At 27.8% G+C, this 19606-nt stretch carries 18 protein-coding genes, 3 rRNA genes and 1 pseudogene; 13 read left to right on the top strand and 9 right to left on the bottom strand.

Annotated elements, in window-relative coordinates; translation table 4 throughout:
- Positions 1 to 163 precede the first annotated feature (163 nt).
- The 5 genes from ACQH20_RS01400 (at position 164) to rrf (ending at position 8271) form a co-directional block, all read left to right on the top strand.
- Positions 164 to 1696, top strand: a complete 1533-nt coding sequence (locus ACQH20_RS01400) for a DEAD/DEAH box helicase family protein (RefSeq protein ID WP_425377243.1) — start codon at positions 164 to 166, stop codon at positions 1694 to 1696.
- Positions 1693 to 3183 (top strand): DEAD/DEAH box helicase, encoded by a 1491-nt coding sequence (locus tag ACQH20_RS01395; RefSeq protein WP_425377557.1) that lies wholly within the window; start codon positions 1693 to 1695, stop codon positions 3181 to 3183. Before ACQH20_RS01400 ends, ACQH20_RS01395 begins: the two co-directional genes overlap by 4 nt.
- Before the next feature lie 245 nt (positions 3184 to 3428).
- A 16S ribosomal RNA gene (locus ACQH20_RS01390) occupies positions 3429 to 4952 on the top strand.
- A 192-nt stretch (positions 4953 to 5144) separates the two neighbouring features.
- Positions 5145 to 8082 (top strand): 23S ribosomal RNA (locus tag ACQH20_RS01385).
- Positions 8083 to 8164: 82 nt separating this feature from the next.
- Positions 8165 to 8271: ribosomal RNA gene (gene rrf, locus ACQH20_RS01380) — 5S ribosomal RNA — on the top strand.
- Together the 16S, 23S and 5S rRNA genes form the textbook arrangement of a ribosomal RNA operon.
- A gap of 135 nt (positions 8272 to 8406) precedes the next feature.
- Here rrf and ACQH20_RS01375 read toward each other — a convergent pair.
- Complete coding sequence (locus ACQH20_RS01375; protein WP_425377242.1) at positions 8407 to 8535, bottom strand: hypothetical protein; 129 nt, start codon at positions 8533 to 8535, stop codon at positions 8407 to 8409.
- Between the two features lie 6 nt (positions 8536 to 8541).
- On the opposite strand from ACQH20_RS01375, the gene ACQH20_RS01370 reads away from it, so the two are divergent.
- The 3 genes from ACQH20_RS01370 (at position 8542) to ACQH20_RS01360 (ending at position 12068) form a co-directional block, all read left to right on the top strand.
- Positions 8542 to 9036 carry a hypothetical protein gene (locus ACQH20_RS01370; protein WP_425376716.1) on the top strand — a complete coding sequence of 165 codons (495 nt, stop codon included), beginning with the start codon at positions 8542 to 8544 and terminating at the stop codon, positions 9034 to 9036.
- A gap of 3 nt (positions 9037 to 9039) precedes the next feature.
- On the top strand, positions 9040 to 9762 hold the full coding sequence (locus ACQH20_RS01365) for an IS3 family transposase (protein ID WP_425377241.1): 723 nt from the start codon (positions 9040 to 9042) through the stop codon (positions 9760 to 9762).
- Positions 9763 to 10442: 680 nt separating this feature from the next.
- A complete protein-coding gene (locus ACQH20_RS01360; protein ID WP_425377240.1) occupies positions 10443 to 12068 on the top strand; it encodes a hypothetical protein in 1626 nt (541 codons plus the stop codon).
- Positions 12069 to 12295: 227 nt separating this feature from the next.
- On the opposite strand, the pseudogene ACQH20_RS01355 reads toward ACQH20_RS01360, so the two are convergent.
- Positions 12296 to 12409: pseudogene (locus ACQH20_RS01355) on the bottom strand (IS30 family transposase); the annotation flags it as partial.
- Positions 12410 to 12485: 76 nt separating this feature from the next.
- On the opposite strand from ACQH20_RS01355, the gene ACQH20_RS01350 reads away from it, so the two are divergent.
- The gene (locus tag ACQH20_RS01350) at positions 12486 to 12836 is read left to right on the top strand and encodes a hypothetical protein (protein WP_425377239.1); all 351 of its coding nucleotides are present in this window, start codon (positions 12486 to 12488) and stop codon (positions 12834 to 12836) included.
- Positions 12802 to 13233, top strand: a complete 432-nt coding sequence (locus ACQH20_RS01345) for an IS3 family transposase (RefSeq protein WP_425377238.1) — start codon at positions 12802 to 12804, stop codon at positions 13231 to 13233. The genes ACQH20_RS01350 and ACQH20_RS01345 overlap by 35 nt, the downstream gene beginning before the upstream one ends.
- On the opposite strand, the gene ACQH20_RS01340 is transcribed toward ACQH20_RS01345, so the two are convergent.
- Positions 13220 to 14458, bottom strand: a complete 1239-nt coding sequence (locus ACQH20_RS01340; protein WP_425377556.1) for an IS256 family transposase — start codon at positions 14456 to 14458, stop codon at positions 13220 to 13222. The genes ACQH20_RS01345 and ACQH20_RS01340 overlap by 14 nt on opposite strands.
- Positions 14459 to 14672: 214 nt before the next feature.
- Between ACQH20_RS01340 and ACQH20_RS01335 the strand changes: the two genes are divergently transcribed.
- Positions 14673 to 15089 carry an IS3 family transposase gene (locus ACQH20_RS01335; protein ID WP_252319999.1) on the top strand — a complete coding sequence of 139 codons (417 nt, stop codon included), beginning with the start codon at positions 14673 to 14675 and terminating at the stop codon, positions 15087 to 15089.
- Here ACQH20_RS01335 and ACQH20_RS01330 read toward each other — a convergent pair.
- From ACQH20_RS01330 to ACQH20_RS01305, 6 genes are all read right to left on the bottom strand, one after another.
- Entirely contained in the window at positions 15079 to 15243 is a 165-nt protein-coding gene (locus ACQH20_RS01330; protein ID WP_425377237.1) for a hypothetical protein, read from the bottom strand. The genes ACQH20_RS01335 and ACQH20_RS01330 overlap by 11 nt on opposite strands.
- 121 nt (positions 15244 to 15364) lie before the next feature.
- On the bottom strand, positions 15365 to 15493 hold the full coding sequence (locus ACQH20_RS01325; protein ID WP_255495911.1) for a hypothetical protein: 129 nt from the start codon (positions 15491 to 15493) through the stop codon (positions 15365 to 15367).
- 3 nt (positions 15494 to 15496) lie between these two features.
- Positions 15497 to 15679 carry a hypothetical protein gene (locus ACQH20_RS01320; protein WP_425377236.1) on the bottom strand — a complete coding sequence of 61 codons (183 nt, stop codon included), beginning with the start codon at positions 15677 to 15679 and terminating at the stop codon, positions 15497 to 15499.
- Positions 15669 to 15827 carry a hypothetical protein gene (locus ACQH20_RS01315; protein WP_342260824.1) on the bottom strand — a complete coding sequence of 53 codons (159 nt, stop codon included), beginning with the start codon at positions 15825 to 15827 and terminating at the stop codon, positions 15669 to 15671. The genes ACQH20_RS01320 and ACQH20_RS01315 overlap by 11 nt, the downstream gene beginning before the upstream one ends.
- Before the next feature lie 133 nt (positions 15828 to 15960).
- Positions 15961 to 16449, bottom strand: a complete 489-nt coding sequence (locus ACQH20_RS01310) for a hypothetical protein (protein ID WP_425377235.1) — start codon at positions 16447 to 16449, stop codon at positions 15961 to 15963.
- A 751-nt stretch (positions 16450 to 17200) separates the two neighbouring features.
- On the bottom strand, positions 17201 to 18004 hold the full coding sequence (locus tag ACQH20_RS01305) for a hypothetical protein (protein ID WP_425377234.1): 804 nt from the start codon (positions 18002 to 18004) through the stop codon (positions 17201 to 17203).
- A gap of 122 nt (positions 18005 to 18126) precedes the next feature.
- Between ACQH20_RS01305 and tsaB the strand changes: the two genes are divergently transcribed.
- Positions 18127 to 18708, top strand: coding sequence for a tRNA (adenosine(37)-N6)-threonylcarbamoyltransferase complex dimerization subunit type 1 TsaB (gene tsaB, locus ACQH20_RS01300; protein ID WP_252320355.1), 582 nt, complete (start codon positions 18127 to 18129; stop codon positions 18706 to 18708).
- A gap of 50 nt (positions 18709 to 18758) precedes the next feature.
- The gene (locus tag ACQH20_RS01295; protein ID WP_425377233.1) at positions 18759 to 19601 is read left to right on the top strand and encodes a MurR/RpiR family transcriptional regulator; all 843 of its coding nucleotides are present in this window, start codon (positions 18759 to 18761) and stop codon (positions 19599 to 19601) included.
- The last annotated feature ends 5 nt before the right edge of the window (positions 19602 to 19606 follow it).

Here is a 19606-nt window from a genome sequence, read left to right as displayed (position 1 = left end):
ATATCTTATTTTAGATTACCTTCCTCTTATTTATTTAAAATAATATTTTAAATATTAGAGGTTTTTTACTTTACAAAATTATTTTATAATAGTTAATAATTTATTAAAATATAGATTATAATTTATTAAAATAGACACTATTTATTATTAGGAAGTGTAGAGTATGAAAAATAAGGGCTATTATGATTTATTATTAAAGATTAGTGATGATATTACCAATAATTTCCAAACATCACATATTAATGATGAAAAAGAATTAATTAAAGACATTGATCATTATTTAGTTAAACAATTAAATAATACTTTAATTGAACAATTAAAAACGATTAAATCACCAGAAGCAAAAATTGATTTTTTAAATCAAATCATAAGTAATTTTACTACTAATAAATTTAGTAATAACATTTTATTACAAGTAAATGATAGTATAATTGATAATCCTTTAACTTCTAATATTAGATTAAGTGACAATTTTCTATTTACTAATGAAAACCAACAAGTATTAATTAATCATTTAAATCAGGAAATCAGAACTTGTGATGAAGTATACTTTATTTATCCTTTTATATCAAATTCAATTATAAATAAGTTACGTTCATCATTTACTTATGCTTTAAATCATAATATTACTATTAATTTTATTACTACTACTTTTGATGATATGGCTTTATTTGTTAATTTATATGCATTAGTTAAAATAATAAAAAAGTATCCTAATATTAAAGTTAAAGTTGAAAATAATTTAGAAAAACGTAGTGAAAGAATTCATATTAAAGCTGCCATCTTTAAACGAAATTCAGGTTTTTCTTCAACAATAATTGGTTCATCAAATTTAACGCAAAAAGGTTTAGCTAGTGGTCGTGAATGAAATATTAAAATTAATGAATTTGATAATAAGCAACTATATCAAAATATTTTAAATCAGTATTATAAATTATGAAATGATAATTTAGTTGATTTAAATAATGAACAACAACGATTACAATTACTATCGCGAATTGAATATAATCGATTGCTTGTAAATAAAAAAGATGAACAATGATTAGCAACTAATTATTTTCTTTATGATTTTCAAATTGCCTTAATTAATAAATTAAAGTTAAGAAGAAAACTTAAAAAAACAAAACATTTAATTGTCATGGCAACAGGTGTTGGTAAAACAGTAGTATCTGCTTTTGACTATTTAAATCAAATTAAAGAAAATAATAATCAAAAACCTTCAATTTTATTTTTAGCACATCAAAGAGAAATTATTGAACAAGCATTTATTACTTTTCGAAAAGTAATAAATGATAAAAAATTTGCAACTATTTTAAATAGTAAACAAAATAATTTTCAAGAACAATATTTATTTGCAACAGTACAAACTGTACATAGACATCTAAATAAGTTTAAACTTCAACAATTTGATATTATTATTTTTGATGAAGCTCATCATTTGGCTGCCAAAACTTTTCAGACAATTTTAAATTATTTTCATCCTAAACAAATTATTGGTTTAACAGCAACACCAGAACGAGAAGATAATAAAAACATTATTAATTATTTTGATAATGAGTTTGCACATGAATTACGATTGTGAGATGCAATTAATGAAAAACTTTTATCACCATTTGATTATTATTGTATTGATGACATTACTGCTGATTTAACTGGTATTGATTTAAATAATGATCAACAATTATTTAAAAATTAAATACTGAAGCAAGAAATAAGTTATTATTAGATGTAATTAATGACTATATTGGATTTTATAGTAATCGGATTTGTTTAATTTTTTGTATTAATATTACTCATGCACAAATTGTTGCTAGATTTTTGCAAAATCAGGGCTTAAAAGCAGACTTTTTAACAAGTAAAAATCAAACTAATCGTAGTAAAATAATTAATGATTTTAAAAATAGAATTATTAATTATTTATGTGTAGTAAATATTTTTAATGAAGGAATTGATATTCCTGAAATTGATACTATTATTTTATTACGACCAACTAATTCAAAAACAGTATATTTGCAACAGTTAGGAAGAGGATTGAGAAAAACAGAAACTAAACATTGTTTAGAGGTTTATGATTTAATTGCTAATATTGATAAAAAATATGACATAACGATTGGTATTAAAAATCTTTCAAATTCACATATTATCAATGTTAATAAACAATTACCTAATAGTTTTAATTTACCTTATGGATGTACTATTACTTTAGAACCAAGAAGTCAAAACGTCATTTTAACTAATTTAAAGCAATGATATCAATCGCAAAAAAAAATTTATTTGGTAATTCAATCATACTATCAACTTTATAATGATAATGCTATTTTTAAAATATTAATTGATTATGATTTGACAATTCAAGAATTTTATAATTTTTTAAATGATTTTTTTTTACGAATAGCAAAAAAAATAAAAAATTATCAAACCCATGATAATGATACTAATCGTAATCAAAATATCTTAAAACAATTCTTATTTTTAAATGATTATCAAATAGTTAATTATTTTTATTTAAGATTAAGTCAAGAATTAGATACTAAATTAATTAATTATCATTATGACAATTTATTAATAGCATCATTATTATATGAGGTTACAAGTAATAAAGTATTTAATCGTATTTTTCCAAATTTTAATGAAATACCATGTTTAGTTACAAATTTCATTGAAAATAACAAATTAGTTGTTAATGAACTAAAAATTATTCTTAAATATAAACTAGATTATGAAACATTATTACTCAATGAACATTTTAATCAAGATTACCCTTTATTATCTTATCAATCAACATTTACTGTGCATCAGGCACTATGTGCAATTAATCGTGTTAATTTTAATAAAAAACTTGGACCTTTAAAAATTATTGCCTTTCAAGCAGGTCATTTGACATTTAATGAAAATAAATCAGTAATTTTTGCAGATATTGATGGAACAAATTATGGTAAATTAACTAGTTATAATAAATTAACAAAAGAATATTACTGATCAATACCAGAAAATAAAACGATTAATTCAAAATTAGTGAAAGATTTACAAAATAATAATATTGAAAAAATATTATTTTTAAATAATGATTGTAATAAAAAATTTAAAAATCTTGCTTTAAAGTTGTATGACTTTATTGGTATTGGTCAATATCAATTAACAATTAAAAGTGATTATATTACTATTAAATTTTTAGTAGAATAAATAATATTTTATTTTTTTAATTTTATAAAAAATTTTAATAATTTTAATTTTAAAAAAATAATGCTTTTTTATGATAATTAGGTTGACAATAATTATGGCATGTTGTACTATTGTTATTGTCCCAAAAATAAATGGGTTACAAACTAGAAAAAACGATCTTTGAAAACTAAATAGAACAAGAATTAATCCGTCAATTTTTTATTAAAAATTAAATAAGTCAGACATCATCTTTTAACAAAAACAATTTTATTGAGAGTTTGATCCTGGCTCAGGATTAACGCTGGCGGCATGCCTAATACATGCAAGTCAAACGAAAGTAGCAATACTTTAGTGGCGAACGGGTGAGTAACACGTATCTAACCTACCATTTAGTGGGGAATAACTGTTGGAAACGACAGCTAATACCGCATATGTTATTTATTTGCAATGATAAATAATGAAAGGAGCATTTGCTTCGCTAATTGATGGGGATGCGGCGCATTAACTAGTTGGTAAGGTAATGGCTTACCAAGGTAACGATGCGTAGCCGATCTGAGAGGATGAACGGCCACATTGGGACTGAGACACGGCCCAAACTTCTACGGAAGGCAGCAGTAGGGAATTTTTCACAATGGGCGAAAGCCTGATGGAGCAATGCCGCGTGACTGATGAAGGTCTTCGGATTGTAAAGGTCTGTTGTAAGGGAAGAAGTACTAGAATAGGAAATGATTTTAGTATCGACCAATACCTTACCAGAAAGCCACGGCTAACTATGTGCCAGCAGCCGCGGTAATACATAGGTGGCAAGCGTTATCCGGATTTATTGGGCGTAAAGCGTGCGTAGACGGTTTTGCAAGTCTGAGGTTAAATTTAGGGGCTCAACCCCTAACCGCCTTGGAAACTACATTACTAGAGTATAGGAGAGGTTAGTAGAATTTCATGTGTAGCGGTGGAATGCGTAGATATATGAAGGAACACCAGTGGCGAAGGCGGCTAACTGGCCTATTACTGACGTTGTGGCACGAAAGCGTGGGGAGCAAATAGGATTAGATACCCTAGTAGTCCACGCCGTAAACGATGAGTACTAAGTGTTGCCATGAGGCAGTGCTGTAGCTAACGCATTAAGTACTCCGCCTGAGTAGTATGCTCGCAAGAGTGAAACTCAAAGGAATTGACGGGGACCCGCACAAGCGGTGGAGCATGTGGTTTAATTCGAAGCAACGCGAAGAACCTTACCAGGTCTTGACATACCTTGCGAAGCTATAGAGATATAGTAGAGGTTAACAAGGATACAGGTGGTGCATGGTTGTCGTCAGTTCGTGTCGTGAGATGTTTGGTTAAGTTCAGCAACGAACGCAACCCTTGTCCTTAGTTGCCAGCATTAAGTTTGGGGACTCTAAGGAGACTGCTAGTGTAAGCTAGAGGAAGGTGGGGACGACGTCAAATCATCATGCCCCTTATGACCTGGGCTACACACGTGCTACAATGGCTGATACAAAGAGTCGCTAAACCGCGAGGTCAAGCAAATCTCAAAAAGTCAGTCTCAGTCCGGATTGAAGTCTGCAACTCGACTTCATGAAGTCGGAATCGCTAGTAATCGCGAATCAGCAATGTCGCGGTGAATACGTTCTCGGGTCTTGTACACACCGCCCGTCAAACCACGAGAGTTGGCAATGCCAGAATTCGGTGTCCTAACCGTAAGGAGGGAGCTGCCAAAGGCAGGGTTGATGATTGGGGTTAAGTCGTAACAAGGTATCCCTACCGGAAGGTGGGGATGGATCACCTCCTTTCTATGGAGTTTAGTTTCTAATAAGAAACCAAGACAACAAGAAAAAATAGATGAATGATTTATTGGATTACTTCTTTTGTTCTGTTTAGTTTTCAGGGATTGTTTTCTCTGAGCAATTGTTCTTTAAAAACTGGATAATAGACATCTTTTAAAAAAAATAAGATAATTTTTATCTTGCAATAGGATATTCTAAAAATAAATTATTAAGAGCGTATGGTGGATGCCTTGGAATTGGAAGACGATGAAGGACGCGATTACCTGCGATAAGCTTCGGGGAGCTGGAAATAAGCTTTGATCCGGAGATGTCCGAATGGGGAAACCCACTATCTTTAATCAGATAGTACTGTACAATGAATTCATAGTTGTGCAGAGTGATACCTAGAGAATTGAAACATCTTAGTACCTAGAGGAAAAGAAAGCGAATGCGATTCCCTTAGTAGCGGCGAGCGAAAAGGGAGCAGCCTAAACCAGTCGTCAGACTGAGGTTATAGGACTGTCTATTAGGTTCGACCTATGAAGAGTTACAAAATTTATATATAGCAGAAGTTGTTGGGAAGCAACGCCATAGATGGTGAAAGCCCAGTATGCGAAATGTATAAATCTCTTGACAGTATCCTGAGTACGGCGAGGCACGTGGAACCTTGTCGGAATTTACGCAGACCACTGCGTAAGGCTAAATACTAACCAATTACCGATAGTGAACCAGTACCGTGAGGGAAAGGTGAAAAGTACCCCGAGAGGGGAGTGAAATAGTTTCTGAAACCATATGCTTACAACAAGTCGGAGCCCGTTAATGGGTGACGGCGTGCCTTTTGTAGAATGAGCCGGCGAGTTACGATTACATGCAAGGCTAAGTTGAAAAGACGGAGCCGAAGTGAAAGCGAGCCTGAATAGGGCGTTTAGTATGTGGTCGTAGACCCGAAACCAGGTGATCTAGCCATGAGCAGGTTGAAGTTAATGTAACAGTTAATGGAGGACCGAACCAACGTTCGTTGAAAAGACCGTGGATGACTTGTGGCTAGCGGTGAAATTCCAATCGAACCTGGAGATAGCTGGTTCTCCCCGATATAGTTTTAGGACTAGCGTCAGAATTAGTGCAATGGAGGTAAAGCTCTGAATGTATGATGGCCCCACCTCGGGGTACTGAATGCAATTAAACTGCGAATGCCATTGTTACATATCTGGCAGTCAGTCTATGGGTGATAAGGTCCATGGACGTGAGGGAAACAGCCCAGATCATCAGCTAAGGTCCCCAAATCAATGCTAAGTGGAAAACGATGTGGAATTGTTCAGACAGCTAGGAGGTTGGCTTAGAAGCAGCCATCCTTTAAAGAGTGCGTAACAGCTCACTAGTCGAATGATTCTGCGCGGAAAATGTACCGGGGCTAAGCATTGTACCGAAGCTATGGGTCTATATATATGTTTACATATATTGTGGGCGGTAGGGGAGCGTTCTAATCTGCGACGAAGTTAGACCGGAAGGACTAGTGGAGCGTTTAGAAGTGAGAATGCCGGCGTGAGTAACGATTGAAAGTGAAAATCCTTCATGCCGATTGACCAAGGTTTCCTGGGCTAGGTTCGTCCACCCAGGGTTAGTCAGGACCTAAGGCGAGGCCGAAAGGCGTAGTCGATGGATAACAGGTTGATATTCCTGTACCACCATGGTGACTGATGAAATGACGGAGAAGGCTAAAATGTCCCAGTGATTGGTAGTGCTGGGCTAAGTACAAAGAGGGTTGTGTAGGCAAATCCGCACAGCGTTAACCTTGAAGTACGATGGGGAGTGAACAGTTAGCTTAGTAACGAAGAATTTGATGCCATACTTCCAAGAAAAGTTTCTAAAGACATCACCATGGTGCCTGTACCGAGAACGGACACACGTGGTCAAGGAGAATATCCTAAGGCAAGCGAGATAACTATAGCTAAGGAACTCTGCAAAATAACCCCGTAAGTTAGCGAGAAGGGGAGCTCATAGCAATATGAGTCGCAGTGAAGAGGTCCGGGCGACTGTTTAGCAAAAACACAGCTCTCTGCTAAGTCGTAAGACGATGTATAGGGGGTGACGCCTGCCCAGTGCTGGAAGGTTAAAGAAATTTGTTAGCGTAAGCGAAGCTTTGAACTGAAGCCCCAGTGAACGGCGGCCGTAACTATAACGGTCCTAAGGTAGCGAAATTCCTTGTCAGGTAAGTTCTGACCCGCACGAAAGGCGTAACGATCCGGACGCTGTCTCGGCTATAGACTCGGTGAAATCTTAGTACCTGTGAAGATGCAGGTTACCCGCGATTAGACGGAAAGACCCCGTGGAGCTTTACTACAACTTGATATTGAATTTTGGTGTAGTTTGTACAGCATAGGTGGGAGACGTTGATATGCAGACGCTAGTAGGCATTGAGTCACTATTGGGATACCACCCTTGCTATATTGAAATTCTAACTTGAGACCATAATCTGGTCTAAGGACAGTGTCTGGTGGGTAGTTTGACTGGGGCGGTCGCCTCCTAAAAAGTAACGGAGGCGCCCAAAGGTACCCTCAATATGAATAGAAATCATATGTAGAGCGCAAAGGTAAAAGGGTGCTTGACTGCGAGACATACAAGTCGAGCAGGAACGAAAGTTGGGCTTAGTGATCCGGCGGTGCTGTGTGGAAAGGCCGTCGCTCAACGGATAAAAGTTACCCCGGGGATAACAGGCTAATCTCTCCCAATAGTTCATATAGACGGGGAGGTTTGGCACCTCGATGTCGGCTCATCGCATCCTGGAGGTGTAGTCGCTTCCAAGGGTTGGGCTGTTCGCCCATTAAAGCGGTACGCGAGCTGGGTTCAGAACGTCGTGAGACAGTTTGGTCCCTATCTGTCGTGGGCGCAAGAAATTTGAGGAAACCTGTTCCTAGTACGAGAGGACCGGAATGGACCTACCTCTGGTGCACCAGTTGTCACGCCAGTGGCACAGCTGGGTAGCTATGTAGGGCATGAATAAGCGCTGAAAGCATCTAAGCGCGAAGTCAGTTCCAAGATGAGATTTCTCATTCGAAAGAAGTAAGATCCCTTGAATACTACAAGGTTGATAGGTCAGGTGTGTAAGCATAGTGATATGTTGAGCTTACTGATACTAATAGATCGAGGATTTATTGAAGAATATATTCTCTATTGCAAATCAAAAGTAATCAAATTTAAAGATGTCTGTTTCTAGTTTTTAGGGAGCAATTGCTAAACTATTTGGTGTCCATAGCGGAGTGGTCACACCTGTTCCCATCTCGAACACAGCAGTTAAGCACTCCAGCGGCGAAAATACCAGCAATGGGAAAATAGCACGATGCCAAATTTTTTTTATTGTGTTAATATTTAATTTAAAATTTAAATTTTTTTTATGTTAAGATTGATAATATTAAAATGTAAAAAAGATTTTAAGAAAAAAGGAGAAAAAATAGATAAGGTTGAAAAGAAATTAGATAAAAAATTATACATTGGAGCTAAAATTGGATTCATAACAAATATTATAAGTATTATTTGAAGTGTGAACATCTAGAATAAAGTAGACACAGAATTGTAACCTTTGTGTTAAAAATACTTTAAGGAAGGCGTTCATTTTTTTATGGCTAAATGACTATCAAAAGAAGAAAAGTTAAAAATAATAAAAAAAAGCAAAATTAAAACAATTGATAAAACCGCATTAGAGTATGGTATTGGTCGATCATCAATAAAAGAATGAATTAAAGCATATAAATTATTAGGTGAAAAAGGTTTAGAATATGGCAATGGAATTCGTGCTAAAAAAACCAAAAGAACAGGTCGACCCAAATCTTTAAATTTTAATGAAATGACAAAACAAGAATTAATTGAATATATTGAGGCAATGAACGATATAAAAAAGTATTTAGAAAAATCGACAAAAAAGAAGAAATATTTTGTGATTTTCTCATTGAAGAAAAAATATCAGATTAGTTATTTATGTTGATTATTAAATGTTTCAAAATCAGGATATTATAAGTGAATTAAGAATGGAATGAATGAATTTAATAAATGAGATACATTTTTAGCTAATATAATTAAAAATATTTTTTATGAATTTCAAGAAATTTATGGTTAAAAAATGATAACTTTATGAATTAACAAAATTTATAATTTAAAATTAAAATTTCATATTGTATATAGATATATGAAAAATATGAGTTTAAAAGCTAAGGTTCGCATAAAAAAATTTGATTATAGAATTAAATCAGGAAGTTTAAGATATGATAATTTATTAAAACGTGATTTTTCAACTACTAATTTAAATGAAAAATTTGGTACTGATATAACTTATTTATTAACTAATGGTAAAACATATTATTTATCAATTATTAAAGATTTTCATAATAATGAAATATTAGATTATAAAATAAGTGCAAGTTTAGACATGACATTTGTTGTCCAAAACATTATCCAAGCTTGAGTTAATGCTCAAAAACCTACTTCATGAATTTTACAATCAGATCAAGGATTTCACTATACAAATCCTTCTTATAAAATTTTATGTGATGAATTAAAAATAAAAATTTCAATGTCTAGAAGAGGTAATTCCTGTGATAATGGTGCTACTGAAACTTGATTTGGAACAATGAAAACAGAATTTCTATATCAAATTCCAAGAAAAAATAGAACTATTGAATGAATACAAGACAACTTACCTAAATATATTTACTTTTATAATAATTATCGACCTCAAATAAAATTAAAAGGAATGAGTCCAATCGAATATCGATTAGCTCATTCCAAACCAACAAATAATTACTTCATACCTATAAATTTAACACTTACAAACGCTATTTTATAAAATTTAATAAAAGGTTACTTTTATTGTCCACTTTTCTTGACAAGTTCAATAAATTAGTTTGAGTTGTAAAATAAAAATAATAAATTGCTAATCTTTCAGTTGGTTTATCAACATTAGGAACAATGAAAGCATTGGGATAATTAATAGTAATTATTAAATCAAAAATTAAAAATAAAGAAATAATAAGTAGGCCAAATAAACGTCAAATAAATTTAATAAGATTTCTTTTTTTAATCGGTATTCACTACTATTTTTTCAATTCATATTTTTTCTCCTATTTATATTAGAATTAAATTTAATTTTTTATTATGATTGAATATGCTACTTATTTAGTATATCAAGTTTTTCCTTATCACTATTAATATTTACTAACTGATTATTTAAAACACTTAATAAGTTAAAAAAAATTAACTTATTAATTATTTAATCTTGATTTTTTGATAATAAAGTTTATTATTAATGTTAAGGATATAATTTTTATCCTTATAATTTTAATGAATATATAAGTAATTATATAAGTATTAAAATTATATATGTTGATTTAACAAAAAGTTTAATAATTGATTATATATCCTTAGTTTTATTTTATTAAAACTAAGATTTTAAGTATTTAATTAAATATGCTTAATTTAATATTATAATTATAAACACAAATAATAGGTAAAAAAGGAGTAATCATAATGACAAATTTCTTATCTTTTAGTTTTTTTAAAACTAAAAGTTTTAAAACAATAAGTTTGGCTTTGGCATTATCTCTTACTAGTAGTTTAATGATAGTTACTAATCATCAATCTAATATTAGTACTGTTAATGAGAGTAACAAACTTTCTGGGTTTCATATTACTGTTAAGGAAAATAATAAAAATTTAATTAGTGAAGCTAATACTTGAAATTCAATTAATAATAATTATGAAGATTTTATTAGATTGCATAAAGAAGTAATAACAGAACAATTTAATGATTGATCAGACCTTATTAATAAGGTTAATAATAATCCAAATGATAATCTTAGTAAAGATGTTAATGAGAAATTTAAGAAACAAATTAAAAACAAAGCTAATAATATCTTGCCAGATAATGGTATTAAATATTTTACTGATAAAGTTATTGGTCGTAGTGTTGCTAAACAAAGTTTTAATGATATTGCTAGTTTTGGCTATGTTTATGTTGGTTACCATGATAATAGTTTACCAGCGCAGATTAACAATGGTATTTTTGCAACGGTAAATCCTAGGGCAGATTTTAATAATTATTTTAGTATTCCTTATATGATTAAACCAAGCGATGATTTTTTAAATAGTCATAAAAGTGTTCAAGATCGGTTAGCAATTTTACCACTTAATAATGGTAATCCCAATGATACTAATCAACCAATGTTAGCTATTTTAGCAAAAAATAAAAATGATAAGAATGAACAATTATTAATAAATGATAAAAATGATGAAGTTTTTGATAATGGTTCAAATAGTTATGCAATATTAAATCATAAACCAGATGATCATTTAAAATCAACTATTTTTAATGTTAGTGTTAAAGATAGTGGTTATAGTAAAACTATTAAGTTAACAAATAATAGTTCAAATATTCAATTTAGTACTATTAGTGATGAAAAAGTTAAAGAAAATCCTGTAATTGTACCTCAATATTTAGTTCAAAATAATTCACAAGATAATAAAAATACATTAATAGTTATGAATAAAGCTATTGAGAAGGCTAAAGTAAATATTAGTGATTCACAACAACATTGACTAAAATGAAAAGTTGATTCACAAACTTTACAAAAAGGAAAAAATGATTTGGGAACACCTATTAAAGATGGTGATAATTTAACTCTTAATCAAGGAAGTAATTTTCAAGTTTATTGTATAGGTTTAGATACATCTGACTTACAACGTCAAGCTGCTTCTGAACAATATATTACTGTTTATAGAAGCAATACAAAAATACCTAATTTTCCAAATTGTACTGATTTTTTTGAAAAAACTAATAATTTATTAGCGGGTTTTCAACAATATTTAACTAGTGCTACTAACAATAGTATTAAAATTGAAGATTTAAAAAATAATGCTGCTGGTGAGTTTTTATCATGATTTATTCAATATCAAGGTGATATTACTAAACAAAATTATGTTAATTATTTACAAAGTAATAATTCAGATCGTCCCTGAGATGTTAATATATCATTAACAACTAAAATGTTAGTTAATAATTGAAATATTATTATCATTTGTGGATTCATTTTTAGTTTTTTAACTATAATTCCAATAGTTGTTGTTATTATTCGTAAAAAGAAATATTTAAAATAAAGTTTGTTATTTTTAAGTAGTACTTGTTAAAAAACAATATTTTATATAAAAATATAGGGCGTATTTCAAGTCTAGTTATAATTTAATTTTCTTTAAATAAAAGACAAAATAAATTATTAATTGTTGGTATTATTATACCATAGTATTTATAAAAAATAAAGTATTTTAGTTTTTTATTTTTATTAAAACTTGAATTGTAAATATAAATGGGACAAATGGGACAGTTTTTAAAATAATTGTATTAAGTCTATTGGGCTTTTATAAGATAGTGATTTTCTGGGTGTAGAATTAATTTGAAATGCTATAGCATTTAAGTCTTTTTGTTTATATAAAGATAGATTGAACATCTAGAATAAAGTAGACACAGAATTGTAACCTTTGTGTTAAAAATCCTTTAAGGAAGGTGTTCATTTTTTTATGGCTAAATGACTATCAAAAGAAGAAAAGTTAAAAATAATAAAAATAAGTAAAATTAAAACAATTGATAAAACCGCATTAGAGTATGGTATTGGTCGATCATCAATAAAAGAATGAATTAAAGCATATAAATTATTAGGTGAAAAAGGTTTAGAATATGGCAATGGAATTCGTGCTAAAAAAACCAAAAGAACAGGTCGACCCAAATCTTTAAATTTTAATGAAATGACAAAACAAGAATTAATTGAATATATTGAGGCAATGAACGATATAAAAAAGTATTTAGAAAAATCGACAAAAAAAGAAGAAATATTTTGTGATTTTCTCATTGAAGAAAAAATATCAGATTAGTTATTTATGTTGATTATTAAATGTTTCAAAATCAGGATATTATAAGTGAATTAAGAATGGAATGAATGAATTTAATAAATGAGATACATTTTTAGCTAATATAATTAAAAATATTTTTTATGAATTTCAAGAAATTTATGGTTATAAAATGATAACTTTATGAATTAACAAAATTTATAATTTAAAATTAAAATTTCATATTGTATATAGATATATGAAAAATATGAGTTTAAAAGCTAAGGTTCGCATAAAAAAATTTGATTATAGAACTAAATCAGGAAGTTTAAGATATGATAATTTATTAAAACGTGATTTTTCAACTACTAATTTAAATGAAAAATTGAGGCTTTTATGTAATCTGTGTATCTTTGTTTTACAAAGTACTAGTTTAGATTAATTCTATCTTCAAATTTTATCATAAAATGAGCAATTGCTGTATTTCAATTTTGAATGGGCATTGTTCATTTTTTTGTTATATTTTCAATTGCTAAATAAAATATTTTAAAAACTGCCATATCATTAGGAAAAACTTTTTTATTTCTGATAACTTTTCGTAATTGACTATTTACAGATTCAATAGCATTTGTTGTATAAATCACTCTTTTAATTTCTGCAGGATAACTAATAAAAACAATTAAATTATCTCAATTTTTATATCAAGATTTAGCAATTTGAGGATATTGTTTATTTCACTTATTTTCAAAGGATTCTAAAGCCTGCATTGCTTGTTCTTCACTACATGCAGTATAAATTGGTTTTAAATCTGCAACCAGAGATTTTCTATGCTTATATGAGACATATTTCAAACTATTTCTAATTTGATGAACTATGCATAATTGATGTTCTGTTTTAAGATAAACTGATTGTATTGCTTCTGACATGCCTGTTAAATTATCACTGCAGGCAATAAGAATATCATTTAAGCCACGATTTTTCATTTCTGTTAAATTTGCTAATCAAAATTTAGCACCTTCATTTTCACTAATTCATAAACCTAAAACATCTTTTTTACCTTCTAAATCAACTCCTAAAGCTATATAAACTGATTTATTAATAATCATTTTATCTTGTCGTACTTTCACTATTATGCAATCAAAATAAACAATCGGATAGACACTTTCTAATGGTCGATTTTGCCATGCTTTTACATCATCAATAACATCATCAGTAATTTGACTAATAACACTTTCACTAATATCAGCACCATGATATAACTCTTGTAATTGCATTCTAATATCTGAAAATGTCATACCTTTTGCATATAAAGAAAGAACTTGTTGATCAAAACCTTCAAATCTTCTTTGTCTTTTTGCAACTATTACAGGATTAAAATTACTATTGCGATCTCGTGGTACATCAATCTCAATTTTACCTTGTTGAGTTATTAATTTTTTTGAACTTATACCATTACGAGCATTGTCACTATTACTATGTTGATTCTTATCATATCCTAAATAATTTTGCATCTCAGAATTCAACATTTTTTCTACTAATCTTTTTGTTAATTCTTTATACAATCCTCCCTCTTTAAAAACTGTTGTTAAATCTTCAGTATTTTCTAATAATAAATCTACTGCTTTTGATATTGGATCATTATTATTAATATTTTGCTTTTTAGCCATCTGTAACTCACTCTTTCTAGTCATTTAATTATATTTACTAGAATTAATTAAACATAGTTATTTTTGTAAGTTACACAGATTACTAAACATTACCGAAAAATTAGGTACTGATATAACTTATTTATTAACTAATGGTAAAACATATTATTTATCAATTGTTAAAGATTTTCATAATAATGAAATATTAGATTATAAAATAAGTGCAAGTTTAGACATGACATTTGTTGTCCAAAACATTATCCAAGCTTGAGTTAATGCTCAAAAACCTACTTCATGAATTTTACAATCAGATCAAGGATTTCACTATACAAATCCTTCTTATAAAATTTTATGTGATGAATTAAAAATAAAAATTTCAATGTCTAGAAGAGGTAATTCCTGTGATAATGGTGCTACTGAAACTTGATTTGGAACAATGAAAACAGAATTTCTATATCAAATTCCAAGAAAAAATAGAACTATTGAATGAATACAAGACAACTTACCTAAATATATTTACTTTTATAATAATTATCGACCTCAAATAAAATTAAAAGGAATGAGTCCAATCGAATATCGATTAGCTCATTCCAAACCAACAAATAATTACTTCATACCTATAAATTTAACACTTACAAACGCTATTTTATAAAATTTAATAAAAGGTTACTTTTATTGTCCACTTTTCTTGACAAGTTCACTTCTAAACACATCTTTTTTAATTCATAATAATCATTTTTATTTAATCTAATATGAATTTGTTTAATAATTAAATCTTCTGGTTTCTTTTTAGGTGCTGCTACCATTTTTATTCACTACTTTCTTTTTTAAAAGCATTTTTAATACTTTCACCATACATACCATTTTCTAAATCATTAAAAAATGTTTGTAAATCATTTGCTCATTGAGGCATATTAGTATTTTTCATTATTCTATAAACTCTCCATCTTCTATTTCTTTTTTTAATCATTTAATATTAATTGCTTCATAATTTTTTTCACTTTCTTCTAAAAATTTAATTAATTTTTCTCTAGAAATATAATTATAATCATCCATGATTTACACTCCTTTAAAATTTTCTAATTGTAATTCATTAATATAATGGTTATATAATCTATCATAGTTATCACTTGTTAAATACATATCTTCTTCAATCATGTCATCAATACATTTATTACAATAATATGTATTATCTATTTCACTAAATCAAATATATTTTTCATTATGAATATTACATTTCATTATTTTCACCTATTAATTTATAAAAACATTTATTACAAGTTCTATTTGCAAATGATGAATTTTTATTACATATATCACATGAACCAAATATTTTTTCAATTTCTTCATATTTTAAATATATTCTTTTATCTTCTTTTAAATTCAACATAATTATTAATCCCTTTCTATAATTTTTAATATTTCTTGTATTTCAATATACTTTTTATTTTTAATTAATTTTTCATTACATAAATTTTTAATTAATTCTATTTTTTCAATATTTAATAACATATTAATTTCCTTTAATACTTTAAATAAAATATTTTTTCATTATGAGTATTTATATCTTTCATTGGCATAACAATATAATTAATTGGCTTATCATTTTCTTTATAAGGATTATTTATTTTAAAACTTTTCATATCTTGTTCTCATGTAATGTTATATTTAAAACATTCTTGATTTTTATCATTTGTAAAAATATAATAACCATTATATTGTTCATAAAATTCACAAGATATTAATTCATTTTCAGTAGTAGTAATATCTGAAATATTTTTAATATATTTTAAAATTTCACTACCTTTAATACTTTCAATATCTTTTGTAATTGATTTTTTACCTAATTTATAATTAAAATCTTCAATTATTTTTAATGTTATTTTTTTATTATTTTGATTAATAGTAGTATCTTTAATTGGAAATCATGTTTCATATTCACCAATTTCTAATAACATACCTTTAGTTGTTTCTCTAACTTTATTTTTAATATCTAAATTAACATTAATCATTACGAATCCTTTCTACGTATAAGCCTTATCACCTACAGTGATAAAAGGCTTATATACTACTAACTAAATACTTCTACTACTATACGTATAGGCTTTTGCTACCTATAGTAGCAATAAGCCTTGGGGGTAGGAGGCCTGGAAGGAGGGGGAGAAAAAAATCTTAAATTTTTAAAGACCAGCAGAAAAATTACTATTTGCAAATTCCTATACAATAGCTTTTATAATTTTTATTAAATTTGGAATAATTAATTACTTTAATAAAGTATAGGTTTAATAAAATAATTAATTATAATTGTTCAACAATTAAAAATGAGAGTTTTATCTCTCATTTAATTTCTTATTAAATCTAACTAAGGCTGCAATACGTCCAAAAATATAAAATGATAAGTGTAAAAAATATTATTACTTGTTTTTTCTTTTTAGTGAGTTACAATAAAAATGGCAGTTATAAATGTTTAGAAAATATTTAGGTAATGCCGGTTTTAATTTTATATTTGACTTTAAGTCCTTGTATACTATATATGCTATACAAGGAGTTTTTATATAATTTTAAAATAAAATATATTAAGAAAAAGGAGGCAAAAAATAACAAAATAATATTTAAAAAAAATAATACAATTTCAATTTTTTACTTTTCACAAATATATATTCCTCCCTACAATTATTTTTCAATATTTTTTAAATAATAAATAATAGTAATAAAGTGTACTAGTTTATAAACTAGTACACTTTATTTATAAATTATTTTACATTAAAAATTTGTATCTCTTAAAGCCGCTATTGGTTTATTATTTTTTTTATAAAGGATATTATTATAAAGAGTAAAAAGTAACATCAAAATTATGTATAAGATTAAAATTGCAAAGATATAAATAAATAAAGTAGTTAAACTTTTATGAAAATCTAAAAATGGATATGGAAATGAATAATCAATTTCCGTTGTTCCTTTTCTTAAAAAACCAACAAAATTTCCTTTAGCAAGTGCATAACCTAAATATACAAACATGTAAATAGAAATAATTGGTATTCAAAGATATGTTTGTTTTCCAAGTTTTCAGTAGTATTTACCAGCAGAAAACATAAAATATAAAATCACTATCACTGGTACTATTAAATGTAATAAAAATGTATTTATAAAATTTAATATGCTAATACTATTACTACTATCTAAATTATTTATCATTGGTTTAAATAATACAGCAAAAAATACGATAAGAGTTACGGTAATATAAACAGTAATTGCTAATGAAAAGCGCCCAAAAACAAATTGTGCGTGATTGTCATGAAAACGATTTGTTAATACAAAACAAAAGAAGAGAAAAACTAAAAAATTTGACTGAATAGTAAAGCTAGAAATCATTGTTCAAATACCAACTCATGGGCCATCTGGAGTTCATAAATTATGAGGATTAGGTGTTCCAACTGTTATTGGTTTATACTCAATTAAAACTATTGCAAATTGCATTATTAGACCTATAACAGCAATAATTAGTCCAGATCAAAGTAAAAAATCAGAAAATTTACTTTTAAATCCTATATTTTTTCCTATTCCCATATCGATTAACTCACAATTCTATATTTTTTCTATTTTAATTACATTATACATGATATTATAATAAGTATGTAAGATATTAGAAAATTATTAATAGCAACTAAATGAAATAATAAGGTGATGTTATGTATCAATTATATTTAGATACAACAAATAACAAATTAACAGTGGTGATTTTGCAAGCTAATAAAATTTTAGCAAGTTCATCATTTATTGCTTGACAAAAACAAACAGAATTGGCAATTCCAACTATTACTAATTTACTTGTAAAATGTAAAATAAAATTAAAAGATATTTCAAAAGTAGTTATTGCAAATGGTCCTGGCAGTTATACTGGAATTAGAGTAGCAATTACTTTTGTCAAAACACTTAAAGTTTTGAATAGTTTTTTAACGGTTTTTACTATTAATAGTTTATTATTACAGGCAGGATTAATAAAATCAATAAGTGTTTTGTCAGCATACAATAATAAAAGTTATTTGGCAGTATGTGATAATGGAAAAATAATTATTCAGCCGCAATTAGTAGATGAAAATGCTAAAATTGGTATTATTAGTGATTTACTAGATTATAAAATAATTGAAAATTTAGAAAAATGTAATATTGTGGAAAATTTTCAAAAGTTGTCACCATATTTTATCGAAGTAAAAAACATGGAAGATTTGCAACCATATTATATTAATGATCCATTTTCATCACATAATTAAAAAATAATAATATTTAAATATTTTACATTAGTTTAAAAAGGAGTTTTTACATGCTTATCAATGATAATTTTTGATCTAGAGTATCAAAGGAAGAAAATAATTTCACAAAAAAAGAAAAAGTTCTTATTAACTATATTAATAAGAATAGTCAAAAAATGGATCAAGTTACTATTAGTTCTTTGGCTAAAGAAAATACTGTTGGTTATAGTGTTGTTTATAATTTAATTAAGAAATTGGGATTTAAAGGTTATCGTGAATTTATCATTAGTTTAGCTGCGCAAGAAACTACTTTCAAAGCTTTAAATCGTGAGTTTTTTGGTGATCGTAGTGTTTTAAAAGAACATTATAAAAAACTAATGGATTTAAATGATTCAACGATTAATTATGAGGAATTACAAAGATTTATTAATTGAATAGATGATAATCGTAAAGCTTGTATTTATTTAGCAGGTATTGGTCATTCTGGTTTAGCTGCGGAGGATTTATCAAATAAATTATATCGGTTTGGTTTACGATCAATCTGTTTAAATAAAGATGATGATAGTATTTTAATGCATGCTTCTTTAATTATTCCAGAAGATGTAATAATTCTTTTTTCATTATCAGGTAAAACCGCTACTATTGTTGAAGCAGCTAAACTTGCTAAAAAGAATAATGCTAAAATTGCAGTTGTTACATCACAAGATAAAACTGAATTAGTGACTTATGCTGATTGAACATTTAATATTGTTTCTTCAGGACTTTATGAAGCACAAGAAATATTTATTTTTCCATTATTTGCTATTACTTATTTTAATGATTTAGTAACAACATATTTATTAAAATCAAAGCATAAAGATTGATATTTAGAAAATAGAATTAAAACTAATAAAGTAATTAAAAAATTTAATTAATTTTT

This window comes from Spiroplasma endosymbiont of Aleiodes alternator (genome assembly GCF_964031135.1).
Lineage (GTDB): Bacteria > Bacillota_I > Bacilli_A > Mycoplasmatales > VBWQ01 > Spiroplasma_E.
This window is presented reverse-complemented; position numbering and strand designations above follow the sequence as displayed.